General features: G+C 56.3%; 22 protein-coding genes, 1 tRNA gene, 1 riboswitch and 1 other annotated feature. Of the genes, 5 read left to right on the top strand and 18 right to left on the bottom strand.

Annotated features, from left to right (window positions below):
* Positions 1-8 precede the first annotated feature (8 nt).
* The 3 genes from greA to thiC form a co-directional block, all read right to left on the bottom strand.
* Entirely contained in the window at positions 9-815 is an 807-nt protein-coding gene (gene greA / locus DEALK_RS09815; RefSeq protein WP_058439441.1) for a transcription elongation factor GreA, read from the bottom strand.
* A gap of 103 nt (positions 816-918) precedes the next feature.
* On the bottom strand, positions 919-2,016 hold the full coding sequence (locus DEALK_RS06405; RefSeq protein WP_058439440.1) for a site-2 protease family protein: 1,098 nt from the start codon (positions 2,014-2,016) through the stop codon (positions 919-921).
* A 20-nt stretch (positions 2,017-2,036) separates the two neighbouring features.
* Positions 2,037-3,338, bottom strand: coding sequence for a phosphomethylpyrimidine synthase ThiC (gene thiC, locus DEALK_RS06400; protein ID WP_058439439.1), 1,302 nt, complete (start codon positions 3,336-3,338; stop codon positions 2,037-2,039).
* A riboswitch (TPP riboswitch) is annotated at positions 3,333-3,436 on the bottom strand. Its footprint overlaps the gene before it by 6 nt.
* Positions 3,437-3,492: 56 nt before the next feature.
* Here thiC and rsmG point away from each other — a divergent pair.
* The gene (gene rsmG / locus DEALK_RS06395) at positions 3,493-4,209 is read left to right on the top strand and encodes a 16S rRNA (guanine(527)-N(7))-methyltransferase RsmG (protein WP_065128836.1); all 717 of its coding nucleotides are present in this window, start codon (positions 3,493-3,495) and stop codon (positions 4,207-4,209) included.
* Here rsmG and DEALK_RS06390 read toward each other — a convergent pair.
* The 4 genes from DEALK_RS06390 to DEALK_RS06375 all read right to left on the bottom strand — a co-directional run bounded on the left by DEALK_RS06390 (position 4,201) and on the right by DEALK_RS06375 (position 7,860).
* The gene (locus DEALK_RS06390) at positions 4,201-5,205 is read right to left on the bottom strand and encodes a uroporphyrinogen decarboxylase family protein (RefSeq protein ID WP_058439438.1); all 1,005 of its coding nucleotides are present in this window, start codon (positions 5,203-5,205) and stop codon (positions 4,201-4,203) included. The genes rsmG and DEALK_RS06390 overlap by 9 nt on opposite strands.
* 95 nt (positions 5,206-5,300) lie before the next feature.
* Positions 5,301-5,660: a response regulator gene (locus DEALK_RS06385; RefSeq protein ID WP_058439437.1), complete on the bottom strand. Its 360-nt coding sequence runs from the start codon at positions 5,658-5,660 to the stop codon at positions 5,301-5,303.
* A 106-nt stretch (positions 5,661-5,766) separates the two neighbouring features.
* Positions 5,767-7,665 (bottom strand): PAS domain-containing sensor histidine kinase, encoded by a 1,899-nt coding sequence (locus DEALK_RS06380; protein WP_058439436.1) that lies wholly within the window; start codon positions 7,663-7,665, stop codon positions 5,767-5,769.
* A 122-nt stretch (positions 7,666-7,787) separates the two neighbouring features.
* A tRNA-Gly gene (locus DEALK_RS06375) sits at positions 7,788-7,860 on the bottom strand.
* Between the two features lie 103 nt (positions 7,861-7,963).
* Between DEALK_RS06375 and DEALK_RS06370 the strand changes: the two genes are divergently transcribed.
* Complete coding sequence (locus DEALK_RS06370) at positions 7,964-9,499, top strand: cobyric acid synthase (protein WP_058439435.1); 1,536 nt, start codon at positions 7,964-7,966, stop codon at positions 9,497-9,499.
* The gene (locus DEALK_RS06365; protein WP_244881588.1) at positions 9,496-9,906 is read left to right on the top strand and encodes a PaaI family thioesterase; all 411 of its coding nucleotides are present in this window, start codon (positions 9,496-9,498) and stop codon (positions 9,904-9,906) included. Before DEALK_RS06370 ends, DEALK_RS06365 begins: the two co-directional genes overlap by 4 nt.
* A 5-nt stretch (positions 9,907-9,911) precedes the next feature.
* Here the strand turns inward: DEALK_RS06365 and DEALK_RS06360 are convergent, their stop codons facing one another.
* Positions 9,912-10,145: a hypothetical protein gene (locus tag DEALK_RS06360; RefSeq protein WP_133240195.1), complete on the bottom strand. Its 234-nt coding sequence runs from the start codon at positions 10,143-10,145 to the stop codon at positions 9,912-9,914.
* Between the two features lie 117 nt (positions 10,146-10,262).
* On the opposite strand from DEALK_RS06360, the gene DEALK_RS06355 reads away from it, so the two are divergent.
* Complete coding sequence (locus tag DEALK_RS06355; RefSeq protein ID WP_058440069.1) at positions 10,263-10,523, top strand: hypothetical protein; 261 nt, start codon at positions 10,263-10,265, stop codon at positions 10,521-10,523.
* Between the two features lie 14 nt (positions 10,524-10,537).
* Here the strand turns inward: DEALK_RS06355 and DEALK_RS06350 are convergent, their stop codons facing one another.
* The 10 genes from DEALK_RS06350 to DEALK_RS06305 form a co-directional block, all read right to left on the bottom strand.
* On the bottom strand, positions 10,538-11,401 hold the full coding sequence (locus DEALK_RS06350; protein WP_083496381.1) for an ABC transporter ATP-binding protein: 864 nt from the start codon (positions 11,399-11,401) through the stop codon (positions 10,538-10,540).
* A 1-nt stretch (position 11,402) separates the two neighbouring features.
* Positions 11,403-12,686, bottom strand: a complete 1,284-nt coding sequence (locus DEALK_RS06345) for a phenylacetate--CoA ligase family protein (RefSeq protein ID WP_058439433.1) — start codon at positions 12,684-12,686, stop codon at positions 11,403-11,405.
* Positions 12,687-12,701: 15 nt separating this feature from the next.
* A complete protein-coding gene (locus tag DEALK_RS06340; protein WP_058439432.1) occupies positions 12,702-13,493 on the bottom strand; it encodes an ABC transporter ATP-binding protein in 792 nt (263 codons plus the stop codon).
* 49 nt (positions 13,494-13,542) lie between these two features.
* Entirely contained in the window at positions 13,543-14,820 is a 1,278-nt protein-coding gene (locus DEALK_RS06335) for an ABC transporter substrate-binding protein (protein ID WP_058439431.1), read from the bottom strand.
* A 69-nt stretch (positions 14,821-14,889) separates the two neighbouring features.
* Positions 14,890-15,942, bottom strand: coding sequence for a branched-chain amino acid ABC transporter permease (locus tag DEALK_RS06330; protein WP_058439430.1), 1,053 nt, complete (start codon positions 15,940-15,942; stop codon positions 14,890-14,892).
* A gap of 36 nt (positions 15,943-15,978) precedes the next feature.
* Positions 15,979-16,863: a branched-chain amino acid ABC transporter permease gene (locus tag DEALK_RS06325; protein WP_058439429.1), complete on the bottom strand. Its 885-nt coding sequence runs from the start codon at positions 16,861-16,863 to the stop codon at positions 15,979-15,981.
* Positions 16,863-18,785: an AMP-binding protein gene (locus DEALK_RS06320; RefSeq protein ID WP_275477472.1), complete on the bottom strand. Its 1,923-nt coding sequence runs from the start codon at positions 18,783-18,785 to the stop codon at positions 16,863-16,865. The genes DEALK_RS06325 and DEALK_RS06320 overlap by 1 nt, the downstream gene beginning before the upstream one ends.
* A 188-nt stretch (positions 18,786-18,973) precedes the next feature.
* On the bottom strand, positions 18,974-20,473 hold the full coding sequence (locus DEALK_RS06315; protein WP_058439428.1) for a leucyl aminopeptidase: 1,500 nt from the start codon (positions 20,471-20,473) through the stop codon (positions 18,974-18,976).
* Between the two features lie 9 nt (positions 20,474-20,482).
* Positions 20,483-21,094: a P-loop nucleotide/nucleoside kinase family protein gene (locus DEALK_RS06310; RefSeq protein ID WP_133240196.1), complete on the bottom strand. Its 612-nt coding sequence runs from the start codon at positions 21,092-21,094 to the stop codon at positions 20,483-20,485.
* Between the two features lie 75 nt (positions 21,095-21,169).
* Entirely contained in the window at positions 21,170-22,678 is a 1,509-nt protein-coding gene (locus DEALK_RS06305; protein ID WP_058439426.1) for a class I adenylate-forming enzyme family protein, read from the bottom strand.
* 133 nt (positions 22,679-22,811) lie between these two features.
* Positions 22,812-23,075, top strand: a binding site (T-box leader).
* A 107-nt stretch (positions 23,076-23,182) separates the two neighbouring features.
* Here DEALK_RS06305 and DEALK_RS06300 point away from each other — a divergent pair.
* The gene (locus DEALK_RS06300; protein ID WP_058439425.1) at positions 23,183-24,547 is read left to right on the top strand and encodes a TrpB-like pyridoxal phosphate-dependent enzyme; all 1,365 of its coding nucleotides are present in this window, start codon (positions 23,183-23,185) and stop codon (positions 24,545-24,547) included.
* Positions 24,548-24,551: the final 4 nt, after the last annotated feature.

The raw sequence follows: 24,551 nt of genomic DNA, 5'->3' as shown, positions 1-24,551 counted from the left end.
TAATTGCTTTATTCAATGCACTCTATCAGATATTTCACGGTACATGCCGGTGCGACAACCTCGACGATTTCACCCGCCGACCGCCCCATGATGGCTTTACCGATGGGTGATACCGGAGAGATCCGGCCGGTCTTGGGGTTTACTTCACGAGGTGTTACCAGTAGATAGGTTCTTTGAGCACCGGACGCGGTTTCCTTCAGAGTGACCTTACGGCCAAGGTCAGCCACAGTTCCGGCAGCACACTCCTGCTCACCTATCACGGCATGCTTAAGGAGAGTTTCCAGTTCTTTGATCTTGCCGTCCAGGCGGGCTTTCTCTTCCCGGGCGGCGTGGTAGGGCGCGTTCTCTTTCAGATCCTTGTCCGCTGCGGCGCGTTTAATATCATCAATGACATGTACCCGGCGCTCTTTTAACCCGGTCAACTCCGCCGTCATCTCTGCCTGTTTTTCAGTTGTAAGAACCAGCTTCTCAACAGCCGGGCGAGAATTGGCCGACCTGACCCTGGCGACAACTTTTCTGACTTTCAGGTGACCGGACATTTCCGATGAAATCCAATTTTGACGGGCAGCATAAGCCAGCATTTCTCGTACAGCCTTAATCTTGGCGGCGCCGTCTTCACCTGAGGGCTGGCTTTCCGCGTATTCGCCGAGCTTCGGCGGGGCAATTTTGTCAATACTCTGGTGAGCCCCATACCATCTGACGAAGTTCATCACCGCCGGCGTCACTGCCTCACGTTTTCCGGAAGACAAGGAGCCGAGGTAGGCAACCGCGGCGTCCGTCAGATCAGCCGGACGATCATTTTGGATTTCTGTCATTCGTTCCTCTCGAGCGCTGGTTATTTTAGAAAGCAAAGTATGCTTTGCTCAATGGCCAAATCCAAGTATATACCGCCACTGCGCATGGAGCAAAGAGTGTTGCTCAGGTGTTTCCGCCTCTTGAGCTGTTTACCAAGTCGATCAGTGCGTCCAGAAAGACGAAGCCGACCGTCTGGCCGTCCTGTTTAACCACTGCGTAATCACGCCCGGTTTCGTTCATTTGCTGCGCCAGCACCAGGAGGTCATCACCGGGTGAGATCTGAAGGGCGCCGTCAACCGGCAGGGCGATGCGGCCCAGGCCGGCTGTGCCTGAATGAGCTGAAAGGGTTGGCGCGAACACCACACCCTGCCGGTCACCGAGCTTAACCAACAGGCAGCGTTCAATACCGGGATCAACGAGTAATTCACTCACCGTAGTCTCCGGCGGTATTTCCCGGCAGCGGGTTTCCATGACTTCCGAGACTTTCCGCCCCTTCATCCACTGCTGGAGATTAAACTGCCGCAGGCTGAGACGGGCGGAGTATTCAAGGTAAGCGCCTATCAGGATAAGCCAGACCCCAGCCAGCCAGTCCCGGTTTTGAACGAGGACGAAGATACCAGCAGCGGCTATCGCCAGGCCGGTGATACGACCGCAGGCTACAGATACCCTGGTTGCCCGGAGGTGGTCGCCGGTTAAGCGCCACCATAAGGCGCGAAGCACCCGTCCGCCGTCAAGGGGAAATCCGGGCAGAAGGTTGAACCCGGCGACGATCAAATTTATCTGTGAAAGCCACAGGGACATGGCGGCAAGGGTATTCAGGGAACCAAGGCATATTTGATAAGCCGCCCAGAATAAAGCTGCCAGCAGCAGACTGACGCCGGGGCCGGACAGGGCCATTTTCAGTTCGGCGCCCGCCGAGGCCGGCTCTCGATTCATCTGGGCCGCTCCACCGAACAAAAACAGGGTTATGCCGCCGATGGGAATTCCGGCTGACCTGGCGGCCAGAGTATGTCCTAACTCGTGACCCAGAACAGACATGAAAAACAGGAAAGCGGTGCCGGTTCCCATAAGCCAGTAAGAGAGGGTGCTCTCGCCGCGAACAGCGCCTGGAAACACATCCCGGGCCAGGAAGACAGCCATCAGTATGAAAATGAGAAACCAGCTGAAATGGATACGAAAATCAATATCGAGGAATCTGCCAATTTTGAAAGCTGAATCCAAATATTTGCCTTAAGCTCGGTCTATTCGCATCGGGCGGTCTGAATGCCGAGGTATTTTTCCGCCATTTCCATGGCGCAAAATTCACCGCACATGGTGCAGGCGGCTCCGGAGGTTTGTCGAGCCGCGTGCCGCCGGCGCGATAACTCGGGATCAATCGAAAGATTAGCCTGGGATTCCCAGTCGAGGTTCTTGCGCGCCCGGGCCATCTTAAGATCCCAGTCTGCGGCGCCGGGGAGACCCCGAGCGATGTCGGCGGCATGGGCGGCGATACGAGAGGCGATAACCCCCTGTCGCACGTCTTCCGGTTCCGGCAGCGAGAGGTGCTCAGCCGGAGTGACATAGCATAAAAAGTCGGCCCCATACATCGCAGCCAGCGCGCCGCCGATGGCTGAGGTAATGTGATCATATCCCGGCGCGATGTCGGTCACCAGCGGCCCGAGGACATAAAACGGGGCGCCGCGGCACACTGACTTCTGCAGCTCCATATTAGCCTGAATGCGGTTCAGCGGGACGTGACCGGGACCTTCAACCATAACCTGGACGCCGGCCTGCCTGGCACGATCGACCAGTTCACCAAGAACAAGCAGTTCTTCAATCTGAGCGCGGTCGGTGGCGTCGGCCAGGCAGCCAGGCCTCAGCCCGTCGCCCAAAGAAATGGTGACGTCATGCTCCAGAGCGATTTCAAGCAAACGATCGAATTGCTCATACAGCGGGTTTTCTCGGTTATGATAGACCATCCAACCGGCCATCAATGCGCCGCCCCGCGAAACGATATCGGTCACCCTGCCCTGGGATTTTAACCTCTGAATCACCCCTGAAGTGACGCCGCAGTGTACGGTAATGAAGTCCACGCCTTCCGCAGCATGGCCGCGGATGACATCGAACAGGCCCTCAGGGGTCAACTCGATGATTGAACCGTGCTCCGCCCGGGCTCGGACACCGGCTTCATAAATCGGCACGGTGCCCAGCGGAACCGGGCAGCGGTTAAGAATGGCACGGCGGATGGCGGTCAAATCGCCGCCGGTCGAAAGATCCATAACAGCGTCGGCGCCGGCCTGAAGCGCCGCGGCCAGCTTGTCCAGCTCTATTTGAACGTCGGCGCAATCAGGGGAAGTGCCGATGTTGGCGTTGACTTTGGTTCGCAGACCCCGGCCGATCCCGCGCGGCTGCAGGTTGGCATGCCCGTTGTTAGCCGGGATGACCGTAACGCCGGAGGCGATGCTTTCCCTGATATGCTCAGCAGTAACATTTTCCGCGACGGCGACTGCCGCCATTTGAGGGGTAATAACGCCGTCCCGGGCGCACGATAGTTGTGTTGTCATATTATACCGCCTTCCCTACGCTCGGATTATCGAGTTCAGGTGCCAGGGTTGTCCTTCAGCTGAAGGACTCTCAGCTTTGCGCACCCCTAGCGGTCTGGTGTCATTAGCATAACACAACGGCTTCAAAGTGGCCAAAAAATGCTATAATCCGCCGATGAATCTGTCCATTCTTAAACAGGGCGCTTCCAGGCTTGGCATCGAGCTGAGTGAAGGCCAACTGGAACAATTCGAAAGATATTTTCAACTGCTGGCGGAATGGAACAGCCGGATCAACCTTACCAGCGTGATCGAATATGAAGCCGTCCAATCCATCCATTTCTTGGATTCCCTTTCGATTGCGGCTGCAGGCATCAGCCTCAACGGCCGGCGGGTCATCGATGTCGGCACGGGAGCAGGCTTCCCGGGCGTTCCTTTGAAGATTGCTTTCCCAGAGATTGAGCTAACCCTGCTCGAAGCGACCGGGAAGAAAGCCGCTTTCCTGACCGAGACCGCGGCGCAGCTTCAACTCAAGAACGTGGCGATAATAAACGCCCGGGCTGAAGACGCGGCCTGTCAGCCCGAACACCGTGAGCGCTATGACCTGGTAGTCGCCAGAGCGCTGGCTCCGCTGAATGTTCTATGCGAATTATGCCTGCCCTTCTGCGCCCTGAACGGCCGCTTTGTAGCCTGGAAGAAGGGGGATATCACCGCAGAAACCGATGCCGCCGGCCTTGCTCTCCGTATATTAGGGGGTGATTTGCGCCAGATTGTCGAAATCGACGCGCAAATTCTGGGCGGAGAACGCAAACTCATTGTCGCGGCAAAATCCTCGCTCACGCCTCCTGAATATCCCCGCCGCAGCGGTTTGCCGGCGAAGAAACCCTTATGCTGATCCGGCTGATGATTCCGGCAGCTCTTCAACCGCACGGCGCACCGCCATCAGGTTAGCTTCCGGTACGGCCAGCGAATAAGTGCATCCCGGCGTCAATATCAGCCGGCGTCCGTTCATGGCGGCGATGGCTTCGCGGGCCTGGGCAGCGATCTGATCCGGCGTTCCCTGCGCCATCAAGGTCTGCTCAATGCCGCCCATCAGAGCGCCGGCGAAACAACCGGCGGCTTGCTTCAAATTGATGTCTGAAGTGCGGTCGTGCCAGTTCAGCGCCTGAACCGGATAGTCTGCTAATTCGTGCACCATCGGATGCGGACCGTGCAGATGCAGAACGTTGAACCAACCTTTTGAAGCGGCATTCAATACTTTAAGATCGGCAGGACGCCCGAAACGCCGGTATTCTGCGGCGTTCAACAATTCGTGACTGGCGAACCGGGCCGAAAGGAAAATCCCGTCGGCTCCCAATTCGATACAGGCCCGGGCGAAACGGGCTGAGGTTTCCGCGAGCGCGTTTAAAGCAGCCTGAACAGCTGAGGGGTGCTGCCGCAGGTGGGCGATCAGTGTATCATCGCCTGAAAGGTAGGCGGCCATGGCCAGGGGATGGAACATGGTCACGATCACCGGAGTGTGTTCATCCTTATCTTGGATCAAAGACTTTAACGCTTCAAGATGCCATCCATACGTGCCGCGGTTAATGTCCAGAGGCTCCAGCTTCAGCCAGTCACCGGCATTAACGACAACACGCGTCAGGTATTCACGGTCGCCCATGATGCTGCCTTTGTAGGCATGGGTGATGCCATAGTCCTCTACGCAGTAAACAGATGACACCGGGAGCTTTATGAAATCCAGGTCATAGCGGCGTTGAAACGCAAGTGCGACACCTGCGAGGGAACCGGGTGACTGGTCATCACCCGGCCAATGCCTCCAGAAGCCTACCGGGCTGCGGTCTGCTGCCTTGCCCTCGATAGAAGCTTTGATACGATCACGCTTGGTCATCATGCCGTCATCATCCCTATGGCGGATAGTACGCGACGCCTGATAAATATGCAAGGGCTGGGCAGATGGCAAATGAGAGGCGCCGGACCGGTTCAATACTATTGCCTGGCTTGTGATTGAATCTGGTGGATGATGGAGGCCAGCCGGTCCGGCTTATCCGTCTTGGAAATATAGAAATCGGCGCCGGCATCGATCGGCAGGCTGCGCTGCAGGCAACAGCCAAGAACCAACACCGCCGGATTCCCGGTAACCTTAATTTTAGCGATGCTGTCCTTCTGGTTGGGGCCCAGTATTTCCCATTCGATCAGGACCAAACCGACACCTGGCTGGGCGGAGAGTTTGATAGTCGTTTCAAGGTCTCCCGATTCGCCGGCAAATTCCAGCGAGGGGTATTGTCCGAGAAAAAGTTTCAATGCGGACCTGGTGCTATGCTGCCGGTCAGCGATCACAAAATGCATGCAGCTGCCTTTCAGGTAACAGTAGGCCTTGCAATTATGATACTCGAAAACCGGCCGGGCGGTATCGGGCTAATGGGGGGATTTACCCTAGCCGAAAGGATAGTTTTCAGTTGTTTTTGCGAGGGTCACCGAACGGGTCATCCGGGTTGTTCATCGGCCAGTTTACCGTAACCTCGGTGCCTTTCCCAGGAGAACTATCAATGGTAATCCCGGCGTTGACACTCGCGGCGCGTTCTTTCATGATGCTCAAACCTAAACGTCCCTGGGGTTCGGCTGCGGCGTCAAAACCATTTCCGTTGTCAGCTACGGACAGGGCGATGCCGCTGCCCTGGCAGCACAACGAGACTTCAGCCAGCGTCGCCCCGGAATGTTTGACGACGTTATTGAGGGCTTCCTGGGCGATGCGGTAGAGGGCGATTTTCACCTCAGCCGGCAGCTCGCAGCCGCCCGTGATGGAGACGTTAACCGGCAGTCTCGCCCTGCCGGTCACCGATTCGCCGAGTTGGGTTAGAAGCTGGGGCAATTCTGCTTCGGCTAAAGCCGCCGGCCGAAGTTCGAAGAGCAGCGTCCTCATCTCAGCCAGGGCGCCCCGGGTCAGCTGCCGCACCTCTTCGAGCCGGCGAAAACCTTCGTCCGGGCTCCGGTCCCAGATTCGGGGCAACACCTCGGCGATGATACTGGCCGAAAAAAGGGTCTGGCTGACGGCATCATGCAGGTCGCGCGCCAGTCTGGCCCGCTCCTCCATGGCGGCTTGCAGCCGCGTTTGAACGGCCAGAGTATCTTCAATCTTTTTTTGTTCAGTCCTGTCAATGCCCAGGCAAAGTATTTCCTTTAGATTCCCGGCTTCATCATAAACAGGCTGGTTGGTCCAAACCACCCAAACCCGGTCGCCATTCTTTTTCATGTTTTCGTTTTCATTGAGCCGGTAGTCTTCAGGCCGATGGATGATGTCACGGATCATGGCTTCAAGATCGGCGTCGGCTGAATCCCTGGCCGGTACGATCGTGCCGACGACGCTCTTGCCGATGACTTCGGATTCGGTGTACCCAAAAAAACGTTCGGCGAAATGGTTGAAAAAAATGATCCGGCCCGCAGTATCCAGTTCCAGGATAATAGCATTCCCGCTGTCCACCAGGTGCCGGTATTTAAGTTCTTTCCGTCGCAGAGCCTGCTCGATCTGCTCCCGCCGGGAAATCTCGGCCTCAAGACGGACATTAGCGTGCTGGAGCTCGCGGGTACGTATGATAACTCTTGATTCAAGGTCTTCCTGCGCCCGCCTGAGGGCATCCTCGGCGCGATGCCGGTCGGTCACATCCAGGACCTGGCCCACGGTCTTCAGGCGGCCGGCGGTATCCCGGATCATATTTGAACTTATTTCGACCCGGCGCCTGTCACCGGAGGCGGTGACGATATTGAACTCATATCTTGCGGGCAAGCTTTCGCCCCGCTGACGGCGCAGGTAGTTGTCAACCACGAGATTTGCGCTTTCTTCATCAAGAAACTCCCGGAAATCACGCCCGACTATCCGGTCATTAGGAAGTCCGAGCAATAAACTGACCATATCATTGGCGTAAGTGATGGTAAAGGCTTCATCGACGGTAAAAATGCCGGAATGGGAGTTCTCAACGATGGAACGGAACATCTGCTCCGATTCAAGACGTGACTCTTCGGCTTTTTTCAAGTCACTGATATCCCGGACGATCGCCATGACTATCCGCCGGTCGCCGTCCCCGATGCGGTTCAGGCTGATTTCGGTGTCAATGCACGTGCCGTCGGCTTTAAGATGTTTCCATTCAAACAACTGGGGAGCGCCGTCCATGGCGGCGCGTATTTTCTCCCGGGCTTTGTCCCGGGATATACGCCCGTCAGGCTGCCTCTGAGGAGAATAATCGCTGGGGGTGCGGCCGATAAGCTCTTCCCGGACTGCCCCAAAGAGTTCTTCGGCTTTCTGGTTGCACTCTATAAAGCCAGTCTCGTCAAGAAGGAAAAGAGCGTAATTATCCAATCAAGCCACGCCTGTATTTAATAGACACGCCACGGACGCCCCTGAAAAAATGGGGAACCGGGGAAGACGAAAAACGCCAGCTGGCAGCGGCAATGTTTTACTGGTCACAATACAATGTACTAAGCGGGTGACGGGACTCGAACCCGCGACAACCTACTTGGAAGGCAGGCACTCTACCAACTGAGTTACACCCGCATGAACGAGGATATTTTAGCTTCGGGGTGCCGCTTTGTAAAGCAAACCCGAAGACGGGTTATGCAGATAGCCCTGAAACAATCCAGTTGTTATAATAGCTGACATGGAAACGAACGCATCGGTCAACCTCGCCAAAGTCATCATGGTACAGGGTACCTCGTCCAATGTCGGTAAAAGCGTCCTGGTCGCCGCGCTGTGCCGGATCTTCAAACAGGACGGCTACCGAGTGGCTCCATTCAAGTCGCAAAATATGGCGCTGAACGCTTTTGTGACCCCGGAGGGCGGCGAGATCGGCCGCGCCCAGGCGATGCAGGCCGAGGCTTCCGGCATCGCCCCCAGCATACATATGAATCCGGTGCTCCTTAAACCTGAGGCAAACTCAAGGTCACAGATCGTGCTCCACGGCAAGGTCTATCAAACTACCTCAGCCAAGGATTATTACCAGCACACTTCTTTCCTGCTGGAAAAAGTCGAGGAATCCCTGAATTACCTGAGACAAAAATACGATATCGTGGTTATCGAAGGAGCCGGCTCCCCGGCGGAAATCAACCTCAAACCTCGCGAGATAGCCAACATGCGCATCGCCAAGCTGGCTGAGGCCCCGGTGCTGCTGTGCGGCGACATCGACCGCGGCGGCGTCTATGCCTTTCTGGTCGGTACGCTGGAACTTCTCGATGAAGATGAACGCAAACTGGTCAAGGGCTTCATCATCAATAAATTCCGCGGCGATGTCAGCCTGATTAAAGACGCCAATGATTTCCTTGAGAAGCGTACCGGCCTACCGGTCCTGGGAGTGGTGCCTTATTACCGTGACATTTTACTGGCACAGGAGGACTCTGTATATCTCGATGAGCGGCGCAACCGCCAATCCAGCGCCGACCTGGAAATCGCGGTGATACGCAGTCCCCGGATTTCCAATTACGACGACTTCGATCCGCTCGAAGAAGACGGCGCCAATTTGCGTTATGTAAGCCGCCCGGAGGAGTTAGGCGATCCCGATCTGATTATTATCCCGGGTTCAAAAACCACGGTGCCCGATCTGCTGGCGATTACTCAGTCCGGCGTCGCCGGCGCTGTTGTCCGGAAAGCCAGGGCTGGTACGCCGGTCTTCGGCGCTTGCGGCGGCTACCAGATGCTGGGGCGCCTGATTCATGATCCGGACCACGTTGAATCCGACCGGGACACGGTTGAAGGCCTGGGACTGATTGAAGCCGAGACAACCTTTGCCCGTGAAAAGGCTACCACCCAGGTCAAAGGTGTCATCACCGAGGATCGCGGATTGCTGGCCGGCCTCAAGGGAGAGGCAATATACGGGTACGAGATCCATATGGGCCGGACCGAGAGCCGTCACCAGCCGTTTCAAATCACTCTGACCCAGGACGGCGCGGCCGACTATGCGGACGGGAGTATCAACGAAAGCGGCACGGTTATGGGCAGTTATATTCACGGCATTTTCCAGAGTCATGGTTTCCGCCGGGGGCTGCTAAACAATCTGCGGCGGCGCAAAGGAATTCCAGAGCGTACCTACGACGCACCGCTGGATAAAGAGAAACACTATGACGCTCTGGCCGATCTGGTTCGGAATTCGCTGGACATGAAGGCTGTGTACCGGATCTTGGAACAAGGCGCTGGTTCGTGAGCCAGGAAAACATCCAGCGGATGCTTCAGGCGGCCGCGGCGGAACCGGCCCGGCGGGTGCTGGGAATCGAGCTCGTTGAAATTGCCGAGGGATTCGCCCGGGTGCGGCTGCGTGTCAAGCCCGAATTCTGTAATTTTGTCGGCACGATACACGGCGGAATCATCATGACGCTGGCTGATTCCGCTTTCGGCTACGCGGTTAATTCCGTAAAATATCCGACCGTCGCCGCTCAGTTCAATACCCACTTCCTGAATCCGTCCGAACCAGGCGACGAACTTGAGGCAGAGTGCCAGGTAATCAAAGCCGGCAGGCGCGCCGTGATGGCTGAAATCCGGGTTGCCACCTCGGCTGGAAAGATCATCGCCCGGGCGACGGGTACCGGAATTCCGATGGTTGAAGACAAATAGCGGACTTAGCGCCTGCTCTTAAGGATCCCCCGCAGCCCCGACCCCAATAGAACTGAACCGAGCAATCCAAGGACGCCGGTACAGATCCATTGTACCGCCGGGGAGGCATATCCCAGGGTGTAACCGCCGAGCGCCAGACCGAACGCCAGCAGCCCGCCGATCATTGCTGACACGCTGTTTTCAAAGTCCGCCACCGGCGCAGCGATTGCCTGTTGAGAGTTTGATCCGGTACGTTTCACAGCGTTTTCCATAGCCAGTTATGAAAATGTTTTCAATATCTATAACGCTTCTGCCCGGCAAACGTTAGCTCGCAGCACAATTCCTACGGCAAACGTCGGTGTGATATAATGCGTGCCATGCCCCAGCCAGACTGGCAGGTAACTGCCACCACTGTTAAATGCGACGCCGTGGGAGAAGAGATCACCATAATGGTCTACCCGGACGGCTCAGCCCGCTGTGCCAGCTACCCCAGATTCAGCGCCGACGCCGGGACACAGGCCGGGACCAAGAAAAGAACCAGGAAAACAGGCATCATGCCCGAATGCGGCGGCCCGCTCTGCCGGCAGGTAACCGATTACCGCGATAAAATAATGGCTGAAGAACTGCCCAAATCCTAGGTCACGGCAGGAATCTATCTTGTAGCGCTCTCACCCAGATAAGCCGAGATCACCTGCGGATTGTTCCGGATTTCTTCAGGCGTTCCCTCAGCGATCTTGCGCCCAAAATCCAGCACCACGATGCGGTCAGCCAAATCCATGACCACGCCCATGTCGTGCTCGATCAGGACGATGGCGCGCACGCCGTCGCGGAGGACCGGGGTGTCGGGATAAGTCTCGCCCTGCCCCTCGAAGATGTCGACAATAAAACGGGCGATGTCCTCTTTTTCTTCGGTATTCATGCCAGCCATAGGTTCGTCCAGCAGCAACACCTTTGGTTCCAAGGCCAGGGCGCGGGCGAGTTCGATGCGCTTCCTCATGCCGTACGGCAGTGTGGCTACCACATGATGGCGGACGGCCTCGATTTCCAGGAAATCAATGATATCCTCGACAATGCGCCGGTGGCGGATCTCTTCAACGTGAGCCGGGCCGAAGTATATCCCCCCGGTCAGTAAATTCTGCTTCATGAAGACGTGGCGGGCGGCCATGGCGTTTTCCAGCGTGGTCAGCCCGGAGAACAGTTCGATGTTCTGAAAAGTTCGGGCCAACCCCATCTGCGCCGCCCTGTCCGGCCGGATGCGGGTGATGTTCTTGCCTTCGAATAGTATCTGCCCCTTTTGGGGCTTGTAAAAGCCGTTGAGACAGTTCAGGAGACAGGTCTTGCCGGCGCCGTTAGGGCCGATAATGGCCAGTATTTCATTAGCCCGGATGTCTACCGAAACGTCCTTCAACGCGGTGATGCCGCCGAAGGACAGTGTCAGGTTTTTCAGGCTTACTATAACCGGTTTTTCAATCGCTTTTTCAGTTTCCACTGCAGTCTGTTCGGCAGGTCCGGTCATTCTAATCCCACTTCCGTTCATCCACAACGGTTTTAGCGTCCGTTGGAATGGACCCTGCTGGGGCCAATTCCAAATGATCCAGCTTCACAACGCAGGCGTTTTGGAAAGCCTGCCCGATGCGCTGGCGCAGTTCGTTGGAATCGATGGTGCCAGGTTTAAGTTCTAACCTGAGGGTCATTAGATCTCGATTGCTTTCGCGCCGGACGATAATCTGGAATTTCCCGGCGTGGTCGACGGCCGCCAAAGCAGCTTCTACCTGCTTGGGCACGATGAACATGCCGCGTACCTTGACCGCCTCGCCGGTGCGCCCCAGCAAACCGGCCAGTTTGGGCGCCGTACGCCCGCAGGCGCATTTATCCGTGACCAGTCGCGACAGATCTCCTGTACCAAAACGCAGGAGGCCCCAGTGCGGATTATGTAAAGGTGTCACCACCACTTCGCCCACATCACCCGGGAGCATTTGTTTACCGGTGGCCGGATCGACTATCTCGATCAGATAGTCGTCCATTAAGTGCAGCCCTGATTTCTGAGAGCATTCATATGCCAGCGCCCCTCCGGGTTCGGTTACGGCGTAAGCCTGGCGAGTATCCACGCAATAGTCTTGTTCCAGAATTCGGCGCACTGAAGGCGACAGCATCTCGCCGGTAAACCAGGCTTTATTGACTTTGAAGTCCTTCCTGAAATTTCCGCCGGTTTCTTCGATTTTATTGATCAAGCCCATCAAGTAGCTGGGGGTGCCGACGAATCCGGTCACGCCGAGGTCTTTCATCGTCCTCAAGTGGATCTCGGTATTGCCGGCGCCGGCTACGACTACGGTGGCGCCGCAGTGCCGCAGTGCCTCGCCGAAAAGGGTACCCGCGGGTGACAGGTGGTAGGTGAAGGTATTGATAGCCACGTCGCCCCGGCGAAAGCCAGCCGCCCAAAAGCTCCTGGCGAACCACTTGATACGCGAGGAATGAAGCGGTTCGTAAACGGGACCCGGTGAGATAAAGACGCGCTCGATCTCTTCGAGCTGACCGATGTAGTAGCCGCCGTACGGCGGATTTTGTTTTTGTTTTTCAATGAGATCGGTCTTGCGGGTGATCGGCAGTTTTTCCAGGTCAGCCGCGGTTTTGATTTGCGACGGCTTAACCCCGGCCTGGTTCAACATCTCCCGAGCTCCGGGCGCCCCCCGGTAGGCGCGAGCCACGGCCTTGACCAGCCGGGCATCGAGATACGCCTGCCTTTCGGACGCGGTCATTGATTCTAATTTATCGTAATGCAGGTCTGTTTTTGTTACTGTCATTCTTGTTTTTCTAATTTACAGCCAGCGCTTGCGCCGCTTATAGTGTTTGACGTCGCGGTAGCTCTTACGCTTGCCCACCGCCGACAGGCCCATATAGAACTCTTTAACATCCTCGTTGTTTTTAAGAAAGTCCGCAGTGCCGTCCAGCACCACCCGCCCGTTTTCCATGACATACCCGTAATGGGCGATGGACAGGGCGATGCGGACGTTCTGCTCGACAAGGAGCACCGATGTCTGCTGTTCTTCATTGAACCGGCGGATGATGGAATATATCTCGTCCACCATTAGAGGCGCCAGGCCCAAAGAAGGTTCGTCCAGCATCATGAGCTTGGGGCGCGCCATCATCGCCCGGCCGATAACCACCATCTGCTGCTCGCCGCCTGAGAGGTAGCCGGCGGTGTTGTTGCGCAGGTTGCGGAGACGCGAGAAGTAATTGTAGACCATCTCCAGATCGTTTTTAACTTCTTTGCGGTCCTTGCGGTGGAAGGCGCCCACAAGCAAATTCTCCTCAGCGGTAAGGTGCTCAAAAACACGGCGGCCTTCCAGCGCCTGGACGATGCCCAGCCGCCCGATATATTCGGCGTTTTTCCTGTCAATGCGCTCGCCGTTCCATTCAATGTTGCCGTCGGTGACATCGCCTTCTTCCACGTGCAGCAAGCCGGAGATAGCCTTCAGGGTCGTCGTCTTACCGGCGCCGTTGGCGCCGAGCAAAGTGACGATTTGCCCGTCAGGCACCGAGAGTGACACCCCGTGCAGCACACGGATGACGTTGAGGTAAGCGACCTCGATATTGTTGAGCTTGAGCATTGCTGCCTTTCGGCGGTGGGGACTTTCGCCCCCACCGCCGATGTAAATCTTACTTTAACCCGTAGTCGATGTAGGCGGCATTAATCCAGTTGGAGATAGCGGTGATGACGCCGCTCTTGACCTGGAAAACACGCATGCCTTTGGAGAGGCGGTTGTCGCCGGGAGTGTATTTAACCGGGCCGTGCAACCCCTCAACGTCGTAGTTTAGCATCTGGAAACCGTACTTCTCCACATTGGCCGGAGTCAGGTTGGCCGCCCCGCCGGGGGTATTCTGAATGGCCGTTTCCAGGATTTTGGCGATCAAAAGCCCCTCAGCCCAGGCGGTAATATAGTCCATGTTGTTTTTGAAGTCCGGATGATATTTGTTGACATACTCTGTCATCTTGGCCATGCCGGCAACGTTCTCGCCCCAGCTCACGGTGGGGAAGACGCCGTAGACGCCCTCGACTTTGGCCGCGCCGGCCAGGTCGACGAGCTGACTGGTATAGGAAGCGTGGCCGCAGCCGATGGTTAATCCGGCAAATTTTCCGGTCGCCTGGATGTCGCGGATACCTTTGACAATTATAGAAGTGGGCTGCGGCGTGCTGGAGATGAAGATCACATCCGGGTTCTTGGCGGCGATGCGGGTGAGGGCCTCAATTTCGTTGGCTGTGGTCGAAGTATGCTCCTCGACGGCTACTATTTCGATACCCATGGTGGCCGCCAGTTTATCGGCGGCGTCTTTGGCGCCATACCCGGTAGAATTATTAAGGAGCATCAGCGCCATTTTGGGCTTTCCGGTGCCCTTCCAAACGTTCTTCATGTAGTAGTCCGCAAAGATCGCCCAGCCGTCCCCGTAGTCCGGCATCTGGGCGTAAATGTGTTTGGCCGGTTGCGTGATCGACGGGGCTGAGAAGACAGTGAAACCGGGCAGACTCGCTTCGTTGGCAATGCCCATCACCACCGACATCATTGCCGAGGCCTGGGTGGTGAACAGCAAGGCCTTGCTGGAAATGAATTCGTTGATTATGGTGGTTGCCTTAGCCGCGTCATAACCGTTATCGCGGGAGATGACTTCAATCTGGTGCCCGAGAACCCCGCCCTTTTCCTCGTTGATATATTTGATGGCATCCAGAACGCCGGCGGCCATGGGCTGCCCTTTGGCCGCCGCTACGCCCGTTTGGGGGTACATGATGCCGATCTTCAGCGGCTGTTTGACAGTACTGGTAGGCGCGGTTGTTTGACCGCCGCCGTTGTCGTCGCAACCGGCCGTCAGTACCGGCAGGCCGGCTACAATAACCGTAAGTAAAATGACCGAGAGTTTACGCGCTAAACTGTTTCCTTTCATCTCATCCCTCCGTATATTTTCCCCGAATACCGCTTTTTACGCCTCACATATACCTATCCTCCCCTACCGTCAGTATGAAAAAGGCCACAGCCGGTAGGAGGCTTTGAAGAGATTCCAGCGATGGGCCAATCCCCGCGGTTCAAGTACCAGGAAAAGCACGATAACCAGGCCGAAGGTAAAAGGCGCCAAACCTGCAGTGAAGCCGGGCGGCAACCAGTCGATTCCGGCTAAAGGCGTGGAAATATAAGTAACGCCCTGCTGAAGCAAGCGAATGGCAACGGCACCCAGTATCGGGCCGAGTGTTGTCCCGGCCCCGCCGATAATAATCATGCCTACATACAAAATGGAGTCGGTGATTGAGAAATGCTCAGTTGACACAAATCCAATCCAGTGAGCGGTCAGCGAGCCGGCGATACCGGCCAAAAAGCAGCCTATGAAAAAGGCGATAAGTTTATAGCGGAAGAGGTTGATACCCATGACTTCAGCGGCCAGATCATTGTCCCGCACTGCCACGAAAGCCCGGCCAATGCGCGTCCTCGCCAGGTTCTTGGCGAAAAAGATTACTATAACAACAGCAATCATGATCAGGAAAAACAGGCTTTGCGGCGACCGGAAAGTGATTCCGAAGATTTCAGCACGCGGCACACTCATGCCCAGGAAACCGCCGGTGATACTTAGGTGATTTATCACCCAGATGATGATGATCTGGGCGGCGATGGTCGAAATCGCCAGATAAAAACCCTTGACCCTCAGAGAAGCGACGCCGAAAATTATACCGATGCCGCCTGCCAGCAGCCCCGCGGCAGGCAGGGCGACCAGAAAAGGCAGTTCCAGGCGGGAGGTCAGCACCGCTGAGGTGAAGGCGCCCACGGCGATGAAGCCGGCGTGACCGACCGAGAGCTGGCCGCAATAACCGGTGAGGAGGTTGAGGCCGGTGGCGGCGATGATGGTGATGCCGATGAGATTGACCACGCCCAGCCAATAGACTGACAGGTACAACGGCGCGGTAAACAGCACTATGAGGCCGATAATCAGCAGGGCCCAATGGGTCTTGGTCCGGAAAATGGCCATATCGGCGGCATAGCTGAAGTTCCGAGTCCCGCAGGGCAGCCCGCCGCTCATATTACATCCCGCCGTTTCAAAACGATTGACAAAACCTCATATCCTCTCGATGCGTTCCTGACCGAACAAACCATAAGGCTTGATGAAGAGTACGATGACGATAATGATAAACGGGATGACATCTTTAACGCCTGACCAGGTCAATTCGGTCAAATAGCCGCCGCCCAGGTTTTCCGCCAGTCCGATTATTGGACCGGCGACGATAGCCCCGAGGAAAGAGTCCAGCCCTCCGAGGATGACCACCGAAAACGACTTAAGCCCGGTTTCGACGAGGCCGTGAGTAATGCCGCCGATGGAACTCATCAGTACGCCGCCGATAGCCGCCAGCGCTCCGGCGAACATCCAGGAAACGGAGAATATTTTGGTCACCGGAATGCCGCAAGCCCAGACCGCCATCTGGTCGTCGGCGGTGGCGCGCATAGCCACGCCCATCTTGTGATAGCGGAAGAAGATGCTGACCAGTATGAAAAGTACCAGGGCGATGCCGGCCGCCCAGAGGTATTCCTGGGAGACAACCGCTCCAAGTATCTGTACCGGCTCGTCCGGGATGAAGTCCGGCATTGCGGCGGTGGAAATAGGCCAGAACATGGCGACCAGGCCTTCAAACAGGAAGGCTACTCCAAGAGTAACGGTGATGAGTGAGAGTATGGGTTGACCGATTAACGGTCGCAGCACGACGCGCTCGAGTACCCAGCCCAATCCGGCCGCGGCGGCGATGGTCACCGGCAGTCCGGCCCAGAACGGCAGTCCAGCCTGCTCCATAGTGCCATAGGCGATCCAGGAAAAGAGCAACACCATCTGCCCGAGGGCGAGGTTGGCCACAGACGAGGATTTCCAGATGAAGGTGAAGCCCAGGGCAATCAGCGAGTACACCAGGCCCACCGTGATGCCGGTAAGGACAAACTGCATCAGGTCAGCCATTAGAGTGACCTCACCTTTATCGAAGTAGTCACTACGCCCTTACGCCCATCACGGTAGGTCACCGGCGCCTCCACCTTGACCTCTTTGTTCTCGGCGTACATCGCCTCGATAAGGTCGGCGTAGCGCTGGTACATGGCTCCGCGTCTGAGTTTCCGGGTGCGGGTAAGCTCCGCTTCATCGGGGTCGAATTCTTTGTGCAGTATTACGAACTTCCTTACCCGTGAGTGTTCCGGCAGAAAACTGTTGACCCTGGCTATGTCCTTATTCACGAGATCCGCGATTTCTTTCCTCTGCGATAGGTCGACATAGGTCGTGAAGTTCAGATGGTGATTTTGCGCCCATTTGGAAACCATAGCGAAATCGATGTTGATGATGGCCGCGGCAAAATCTTTTTCTTTGTCACCCAGGACCATGGCGTCTTTAATATACGGCGAAAACCTCAAGCGGCCTTCGATATATTGCGGGGCAAATTTCACCCCGCTCCTCAGTTCTCCCATGTCCTTCAATCGATCCAGGAAAACGATGTGACCGGCCTCGTTGATATTAACCGCATCTCCGGTGCGGAACCAGCCGCCCGGGGCGAAACTTTCTTTGGTTTTGGCCTCGTCTTTGTAATACCCGGAGAACATGCAGTCAGACCGGACGTATAGTTCACCTTCACCGGTCAGCCGCACTTCGGTATTAAGGGCCGGCCGGCCGACGCTCTCGAAGGCGATGTCACCCTGACCGTGGGAGGAGATAAAGCCTGCCTCGGTAGACGCATAGTTCTGCCTCAGTTCAATGCCGATGGCGTGAATTAGCTTGAAAGTATCAAGCGCCAGCACGGATGAACCGGTGACCGCCCAGCGGACGCGCGAGAGACCTAATCTATCCTTCAGCGGCCGGAACATCACGCCGTCAGACGCTTTCCCGAGCGCTTTCCAGAACGCAGAAGGCTCTACGCCGGACAACCTGGCCTCAGCCATTCTGTAGCCTACCGGCAGCAATGCTTTGTAAGCCAATCGTTTGAACGGGTGGGCGTCCATCATCTTGACCTGGATATCGGAGACAATCCCTTCCCACTGCCGCGGTCCATAAATAGCAAAGTGCGGCCCTATCTCCCGAGTATCCGAAGCGATGGTTTCCGGCTCCTCCGGGAAATTTAGACGAGCGCCGGAGAGGATATGCGGAACAGTGGCGAAAAAACTGTCGCCGACCCAGGCAGCCGGGAAGTTGGATATCAGGTCGCTTTTTTGATCGAGCGGGTAGCGGGTGACAAAGCCGGAGGCGGTGGCGATAAGAGCTTTGTGAGTCAGTATGGCGGCTTTTTGGGTACCGGTGGTGCCGGAGGTATAGTAGATGAAGGCGGTGTCGGCGGGTTTTATTTTTCCCAGGTTTTCCTCGAACAAGCCCGGGTGTTCTTTTTCAAACTCCATACCCATTTCGACGACTTCACGGAATCCGGTGAGCAGCGGGTCGTCATAGTTCTTCAAGCCCTTGGGATCCCAGTAGATGACTTTTTTCAGCTGCGGCGCGGCGTCCCGAATCTCTAAGAACTTATCAGCCTGCTCCTGGTCGTTGGCAAGGGCAAACCGCGCTCCTGAATGGTTCACCACGAACTTCACTTCATCGGGAACCGCATCGACAAAAATGCCGGTTGGGATTGCCCCGGCAGCCTGGACCGCGAATTCCCCCCAGAACCACTCAGGCTCGTTATCGCCGATGATGGCAACGATGTCGCCGGGTTTAAGACCTAACTTTATTAAACCTAACGAAAAATGCTTGACCTTGTTGAAGTAGTCCGACCAGGTATATCGGTGCCACACGCCAAGGTTCTTGTAGCACATGGCCGCCTTATCCGGCCATTGTTCCGCATTGCGTTTTATGAGGCCCGGTATGGTCTGCGGCTCCAAATACGGAAAACCCCCATAAATAAGAACCACCCCCGCTTGGGAGGTGGTCTTAATTTTCGCCTTCTAAGTTTCTAGTTTGTATTCGACCTACCCAAGCGCACCCTAGTGCGCCGGGTAAAGGAGAATGTATGGCCGAACCTGCCTTGGAACATGATGGGTTAGATTATCATAACGATTAAAACCATGTCAAGGCGAGTCGGACTTTAGGACTAGGACTTCTACTCTCCCGCCAGCATCTCCGCCAGGCTGACAAGCGTCGCCACCGGCACCCCGCTGCCGCCCTTGGTCAGGTGTCCTTTCTCTCTCTCGCCATAAGCCGTGCCGGCAATGTCCAGATGCACCCAGGGCGTTTCGCCGACAAATTCCCCGAGGAACAGGCCGGCGGTGATTGTGCCAGCCGGTCGGCCGCCGACGTTTTTGATGTCCGCGTAGTCGCTCTTATATTGTTCTTTGTACTCGTCGTAGGCCGGCAGTTGCCAGATCCGTTCGCCCGCAACCGAGCCCGCCCTGATCACCTTGTCGCATAAGGGCTGGTTGTTAGTGATGGCCGCGGTGGTGATGCCGCCCAGGGCGATGACGCAGGCGCCGGTGAGCGTCGCCATATCGATGATAGCCCTGGGTTTGGCTTCCTTGACGAGGTAGCCCAGGGCGTCAGCCAGGATGAGACGCCCCTCAGCGTCGGTGCTGATTACCTCCACTGTTTTGCCGGTAAACATCTTGAGGACATCGCCCGGTTTATAAGCGCCGCCGCCGGGCATGTTCTCCGTAGCCGGTACCGCGGCTATGACGTTGATCTTCAGTTTCAGCTTGCCGATAGCGCTCATGGCGGCGATGGCAGCCGCTCCGCCGCTCATGTCAAACTTCATGTCTTCCATTTTATCAGCCGGCTTGATGGAGATGCCGCCGGTATCGAAGGTGAGCCCTTTGCCGACCAGGGCTAAATCCCAACTCTCGCCGTCGCCGCCTTTATACCGCATGATGATGAGTTTGGGGGGATGCTTCTCGAACGATGCCTGGGATACCCCAAGCAAACCGCCCATGCCCAGTTTCTCCATGTCCTTCCTGTCAAGAACCTCTACCTTGACGCCGGATTCCCGGCCGACTTTCTCGGCGATGTCCGCCATATCCTCCGGCGCCATGTGATTTGAAGGTTCGTTAGCCATGTCCCGGGCCAGCCTGATGGCCTGGGCGGTAATCTCGCCTTTACGAGCGCCCCTGTCGAATTCATCTTTGTCGAGTTTCGTCTCGAAAAGGACAACGAGAGACTTGATATCGCCGTATTCAGCTTCTTTGGTCAGGTGCCGGCGGTAGCTGTAGCTGCCAAGGTAAGCCGCTTCAGCCGTCACCCGGCCGATGTCGCTAACGCTGAGGCTGGTCTCTGGCAGCGCCAAAGCTAACTCGACATTATTCTTGCGCTGCAGCCCCCGGCAGGCGTCGGCGACCGCCGACCGCAGCCGGGCGGCGTCCAGTTCTTTTTTCTTACCCAGACCGAGGATCGCGGCTTTGGCCGCGTTGATCTTGCCCAGCGAATGGATGACAGTGAGTTCCGAGGCCTTGCCCCTGATCTCTTTCTTTTTCCGTAACTCGGCCACTGCCCCGGCGAGGGCTTTGTCCAGGTCTTTTTCGAGTTCGCTGCCTTCGGCATCTTCGAATATGCTGACAATTACGGCGTCAGCCTTGATTTTGTTTATGTCTCCGGTGATAAGTTTGATGTCCATTAGACTCCTTCAACTATTCCCTCTCGTTTGCGCCATTATTCTATCAATAACAGCGGAAATGTCCATAGCGTTATTGACTTCATAATGAGGTTCTCTGATCGGCTCATAACCGGCTTCAAGCCTCTGGTACACCGCCCAGTCGGCATCGGAGTAGCCGTCGCGCCGTGATATTCTATCAATCAACCTGGTTTTGGCGGTCTCCCGAGGCGTGCTCAGATAAACGACGATGGCCTCTGCCCCGGTAGCCGCGGCGATGGAGTATAGCGGCTGACGCGAGTCCTCGGACAGACTGGTGGCATCGAGAACAACATTATATTTTCCCAGAAGCAGTTCACGCGCTATTACGTGGATGGCGCGGAACAGGCGGTAACTTTCTGATTTGGAGTAAACCGGCCGCCGTACCAACAACTTGCGCAGGAAATCACTTTCAAGGACGACCGCAGGGATGCGCTCGGTAAGTTTACATGCAAAGAAGCTCTTGCCCGAGCCGGGCAATCCAACCAGCATGATGAAGGCTGGTCGTTCTACGTTCTGCGGCAGCTGTTTGAAAACCGCCTGCCGCAGCCGTGACACGTCGCAGGCCAGTAACTCGTCGGCTTTCACCAGGCTATTATACCCCACGAAGCCACAACCAAAGGATGCGATTTGGCTATTGCGCTGGAGACTGTCTGGTGTATGTTTCTCGTATCTTAAAGTCTAGTCGAGCAGCCCAAAAGCGTCCAAATCACCACCCGGCTTCCGTGGAATCTCAGCGACGAACAGCACTTTTTTGGGACACTTATAGTTGGCCAGTTTTTCCAGGCAGTACTTCTTGACTTCCTGCTCGGTCATATCGGCACCGTCTTTTAGCTTCACCACAGCCAGTACAACTTCGCCGCGCATTCCGTCAGGATCGGGAATGCCGACCGCGGCGGCTTCGGCGATTGAGGGATGGGTGACAAGCAGGTCAGAAATATCGGAGAAGTATATGTTCTGCCCCTTGGTGATAAGCATCGGCTTTTTGATGCCCTTGATAAAAAGCTCGCCGTTCCTGTCAATGACACCGATGTCGTCGGTATAAAGCCAGCCGGAACGGATATAGCCGCCGGTCAATTCCGGCAGCTGGTGGTAAGCCTTCATTATCGGACCTTTGATGATGACCTCGCCTGGTTCGCCGATGCCAGCGTCGCTGCCGTCATCCCTGACAACCCGGATGGAAAAACCAGGTATGGCTCTGCCGACACCGCCGCTACGCCCGGAGCCGGTAACCTCCTGGCAGGTAACGTGGCTGGTAGACTCGGTCAGGCCGTAGTATTGCACAAGGTTCTTGCCGGTCAGCTCTTCGAAATCAGTGATGACGTTGACCGGTATCGGCGCGCCGGCGCTGCCGCAAAATCGCAGCGTCGAAAGATTGAACTTTAACCCGTTGGTTTTCAGGTGATTGACCATCATAGCGTGGATGAAAGGGACGCCGTGGAACATGGTCGCCCTTTCTTTTTCGATAGCGCACAGCGCCGCGTCCATAGATACGCCGTTGACAATCACCACCCGGCTGCCGGCCCAAAGAGAGGTCATCATGATCACGGCGATACCGATGGTATGGTGCAGCGGCAGGGCGAACAGGATGACGGTGTCAGCCTCCGTCTGAGCGAATCCGGCTGCTGACCCGGCGGCTGCTTCGATCAGGTGCTCCTGGGTGATCTCGGCGCCGTGCGGCCTCAGCGTCGGGCCGGAGGTATAGGCGATGTGAGCCAGTTCAGAATACATGGCGACTTCCGGAGGCGCATCTGAGCTTTCGCTAAGCGAAGAGTATGGTATGCAAACCAGCCCCTCGGTACAGCCCATACCGATGATACTTTTCAGGCAGTCAAAGCGGGCAAACTCGCCGCCAAGCGTCTTCAAAATGGCCGTCTCGGCGATAAGGGCCGCGGGCCGGCAATGATCGAAGACTGCCTTAATCTCCAGTATCTTGTATTTTGTATCCAGCGGGATGGCGATAGCCCCGGCTTTGGCGATGCCGAAGTAGCAGATGGGAAAATCCGGGCTGTTCTCAAGCAGCAAGGCGACTCGGTCACCGGGCTTAATCCCCAAGTTGACCAGATTCCTGGCCAGACCGTTGGATAATTTGTCCAGATTTTCAAATGAAAGCTGCCGGTCGCCCAGCTTAAAAGCGGTGCGCTGGCCGTGACGCCGGGCGGCCTCGGCGATGAAATCGACTAAGTTCATGCAGTTCCTCGATGATGGATTCGCATTGAAGTCTATCAAAAACCCACCCGCCTGCCAACTTAAGACCAAAGTATTAATACCGGTTGTCTTGACAAGACGGGGTATTTGGAATATAGTTCGGTCAATCGAATAGCCAAAGGCCGTGAACGGGAATAGTAAATCCTCCTGCCAGACCACAGAGAGCCGGGAAAGCTGAAAACCGGTGCCTGAGCGGGGCTTGAATGGGCCCGGGAGCCGCCGCCCTAAAGTTTATGACGAGTAGGCGCGGCCGCTTGGGAAGCGTTATCATCCCAGGGTATCATCCCGAGTTCCGGGACGTACCCCCCAACGAGATGATCTTAAGTCTTGGTGACTTCAGATTAATAAGGGTGGCACCGCAGAGCCCTCTGCCCCTTGAATAAGGCAGAGGGTTTTTTATTTTCACTGACGAGGTGCCGCCATGTTTTGAGGGAAAGCGCAAATCTTAGTAATCCCCCGGGATATATTTGAAAGGAGTTAATAACGATGGATCGGGTCAAATATCTGCTCGCTGAAAAAGAGATGCCTACCGCCTGGTACAATATCCAGGCCGACCTTCCGGTACCGCTGCCGCCGGTGCTCCACCCGGGCACCAAACAGCCGTTGACCCCCCCTGACCTGGCGCCCTTATTCCCTATGGAATTGATCATGCAGGAAGTCTCCAGGGAGCGTTATATCGACGTGCCCGGAGAGGTGATTGATATCTACCGCTCGTGGCGGCCGACTACCCTGTTCAGGGCCCGCCGCCTGGAAAAAGCGCTGCAGACACCGGCTAAGATCTTCTATAAATATGAAGGATCTTCGCCGGCTGGCTCGCATAAGCCGAACACCGCGGTGCCCCAGGCTTTTTACAATAAAAAAGAGGGCATCAAGCGCCTGACCACCGAGACTGGCGCCGGCCAATGGGGGTCTTCATTAGCCTTTGCCTGCAGCCAGTTTGGCCTGGATCTTAAAGTCTACATGGTCAAGGTCAGCTATCAGCAAAAACCCTACCGGCGCATGATGATGGAGACCTGGGGGGCAAAATGCGTACCCAGTCCCAGCATGGATACCAATTCGGGCCGCGCCGCCCTGGAGGCGGACCCCAACAACCCGGGCAGCCTCGGACTGGCCATTTCCGAAGCCGTCGAAGATGCCGCGCCCAAGCCTGATACCCATTATTCCCTGGGCAGCGTGCTAAATCACGTGTTGATGCACCAGACGGTTATCGGGTTGGAAGCCATCAAGCAAATGGAGCACGCCGGAGAGTATCCGGATGTGGTGATCGGCTGCGTTGGCGGCGGCTCCAACTTTGGCGGCATGGCCCTGCCCTTCGTTCACCAGAACCTTACCGCCGGCAAAAAGACCCGTATCGTGGCGGTGGAGCCGTCTTCCTGCCCCAGCCTGACAAAAGGGCTTTACGAGTTTGACTACGGCGATGTTGCCGGCATCGCACCGATCGCCAAGATGTATACTCTGGGTCATAAATTTATGCCGCCCCCGGTTCATGCCGGCGGCTTGCGCTACCACGGCATGGCGCCTATCGTCAGCCACCTTTACAAGCTTGGACTGATCGAAGCCAAGGCTGTCAACCAACTGCCCACCTTCGAAGCCGGTCTTCAATTCGCTCGAACCGAGGGTTTCATCTCCGCTCCGGAGACCAACCACGCCATTCGTGCCGCGATCGATGAAGCGTTAAAATGCCGCGAAACGGGCGAAAAGAAGGTTATCCTGTTCAACCATTCCGGCCACGGCCACTTCGACATGGCCGCCTACGATGCTTATCTTTCCGGCAAACTCACTGACTACGAATACCCGGAATCTCTGGTCAGAGAAGCCTTGAAAGACCTCCCCCGCTGTATCGTGGGGTAATTCA

The sequence above is a fragment of the Dehalogenimonas alkenigignens genome (assembly GCF_001466665.1).
GTDB classification, from domain to species: Bacteria; Chloroflexota; Dehalococcoidia; order Dehalococcoidales; family Dehalococcoidaceae; genus Dehalogenimonas; species Dehalogenimonas alkenigignens.
This window is presented reverse-complemented; position numbering and strand designations above follow the sequence as displayed.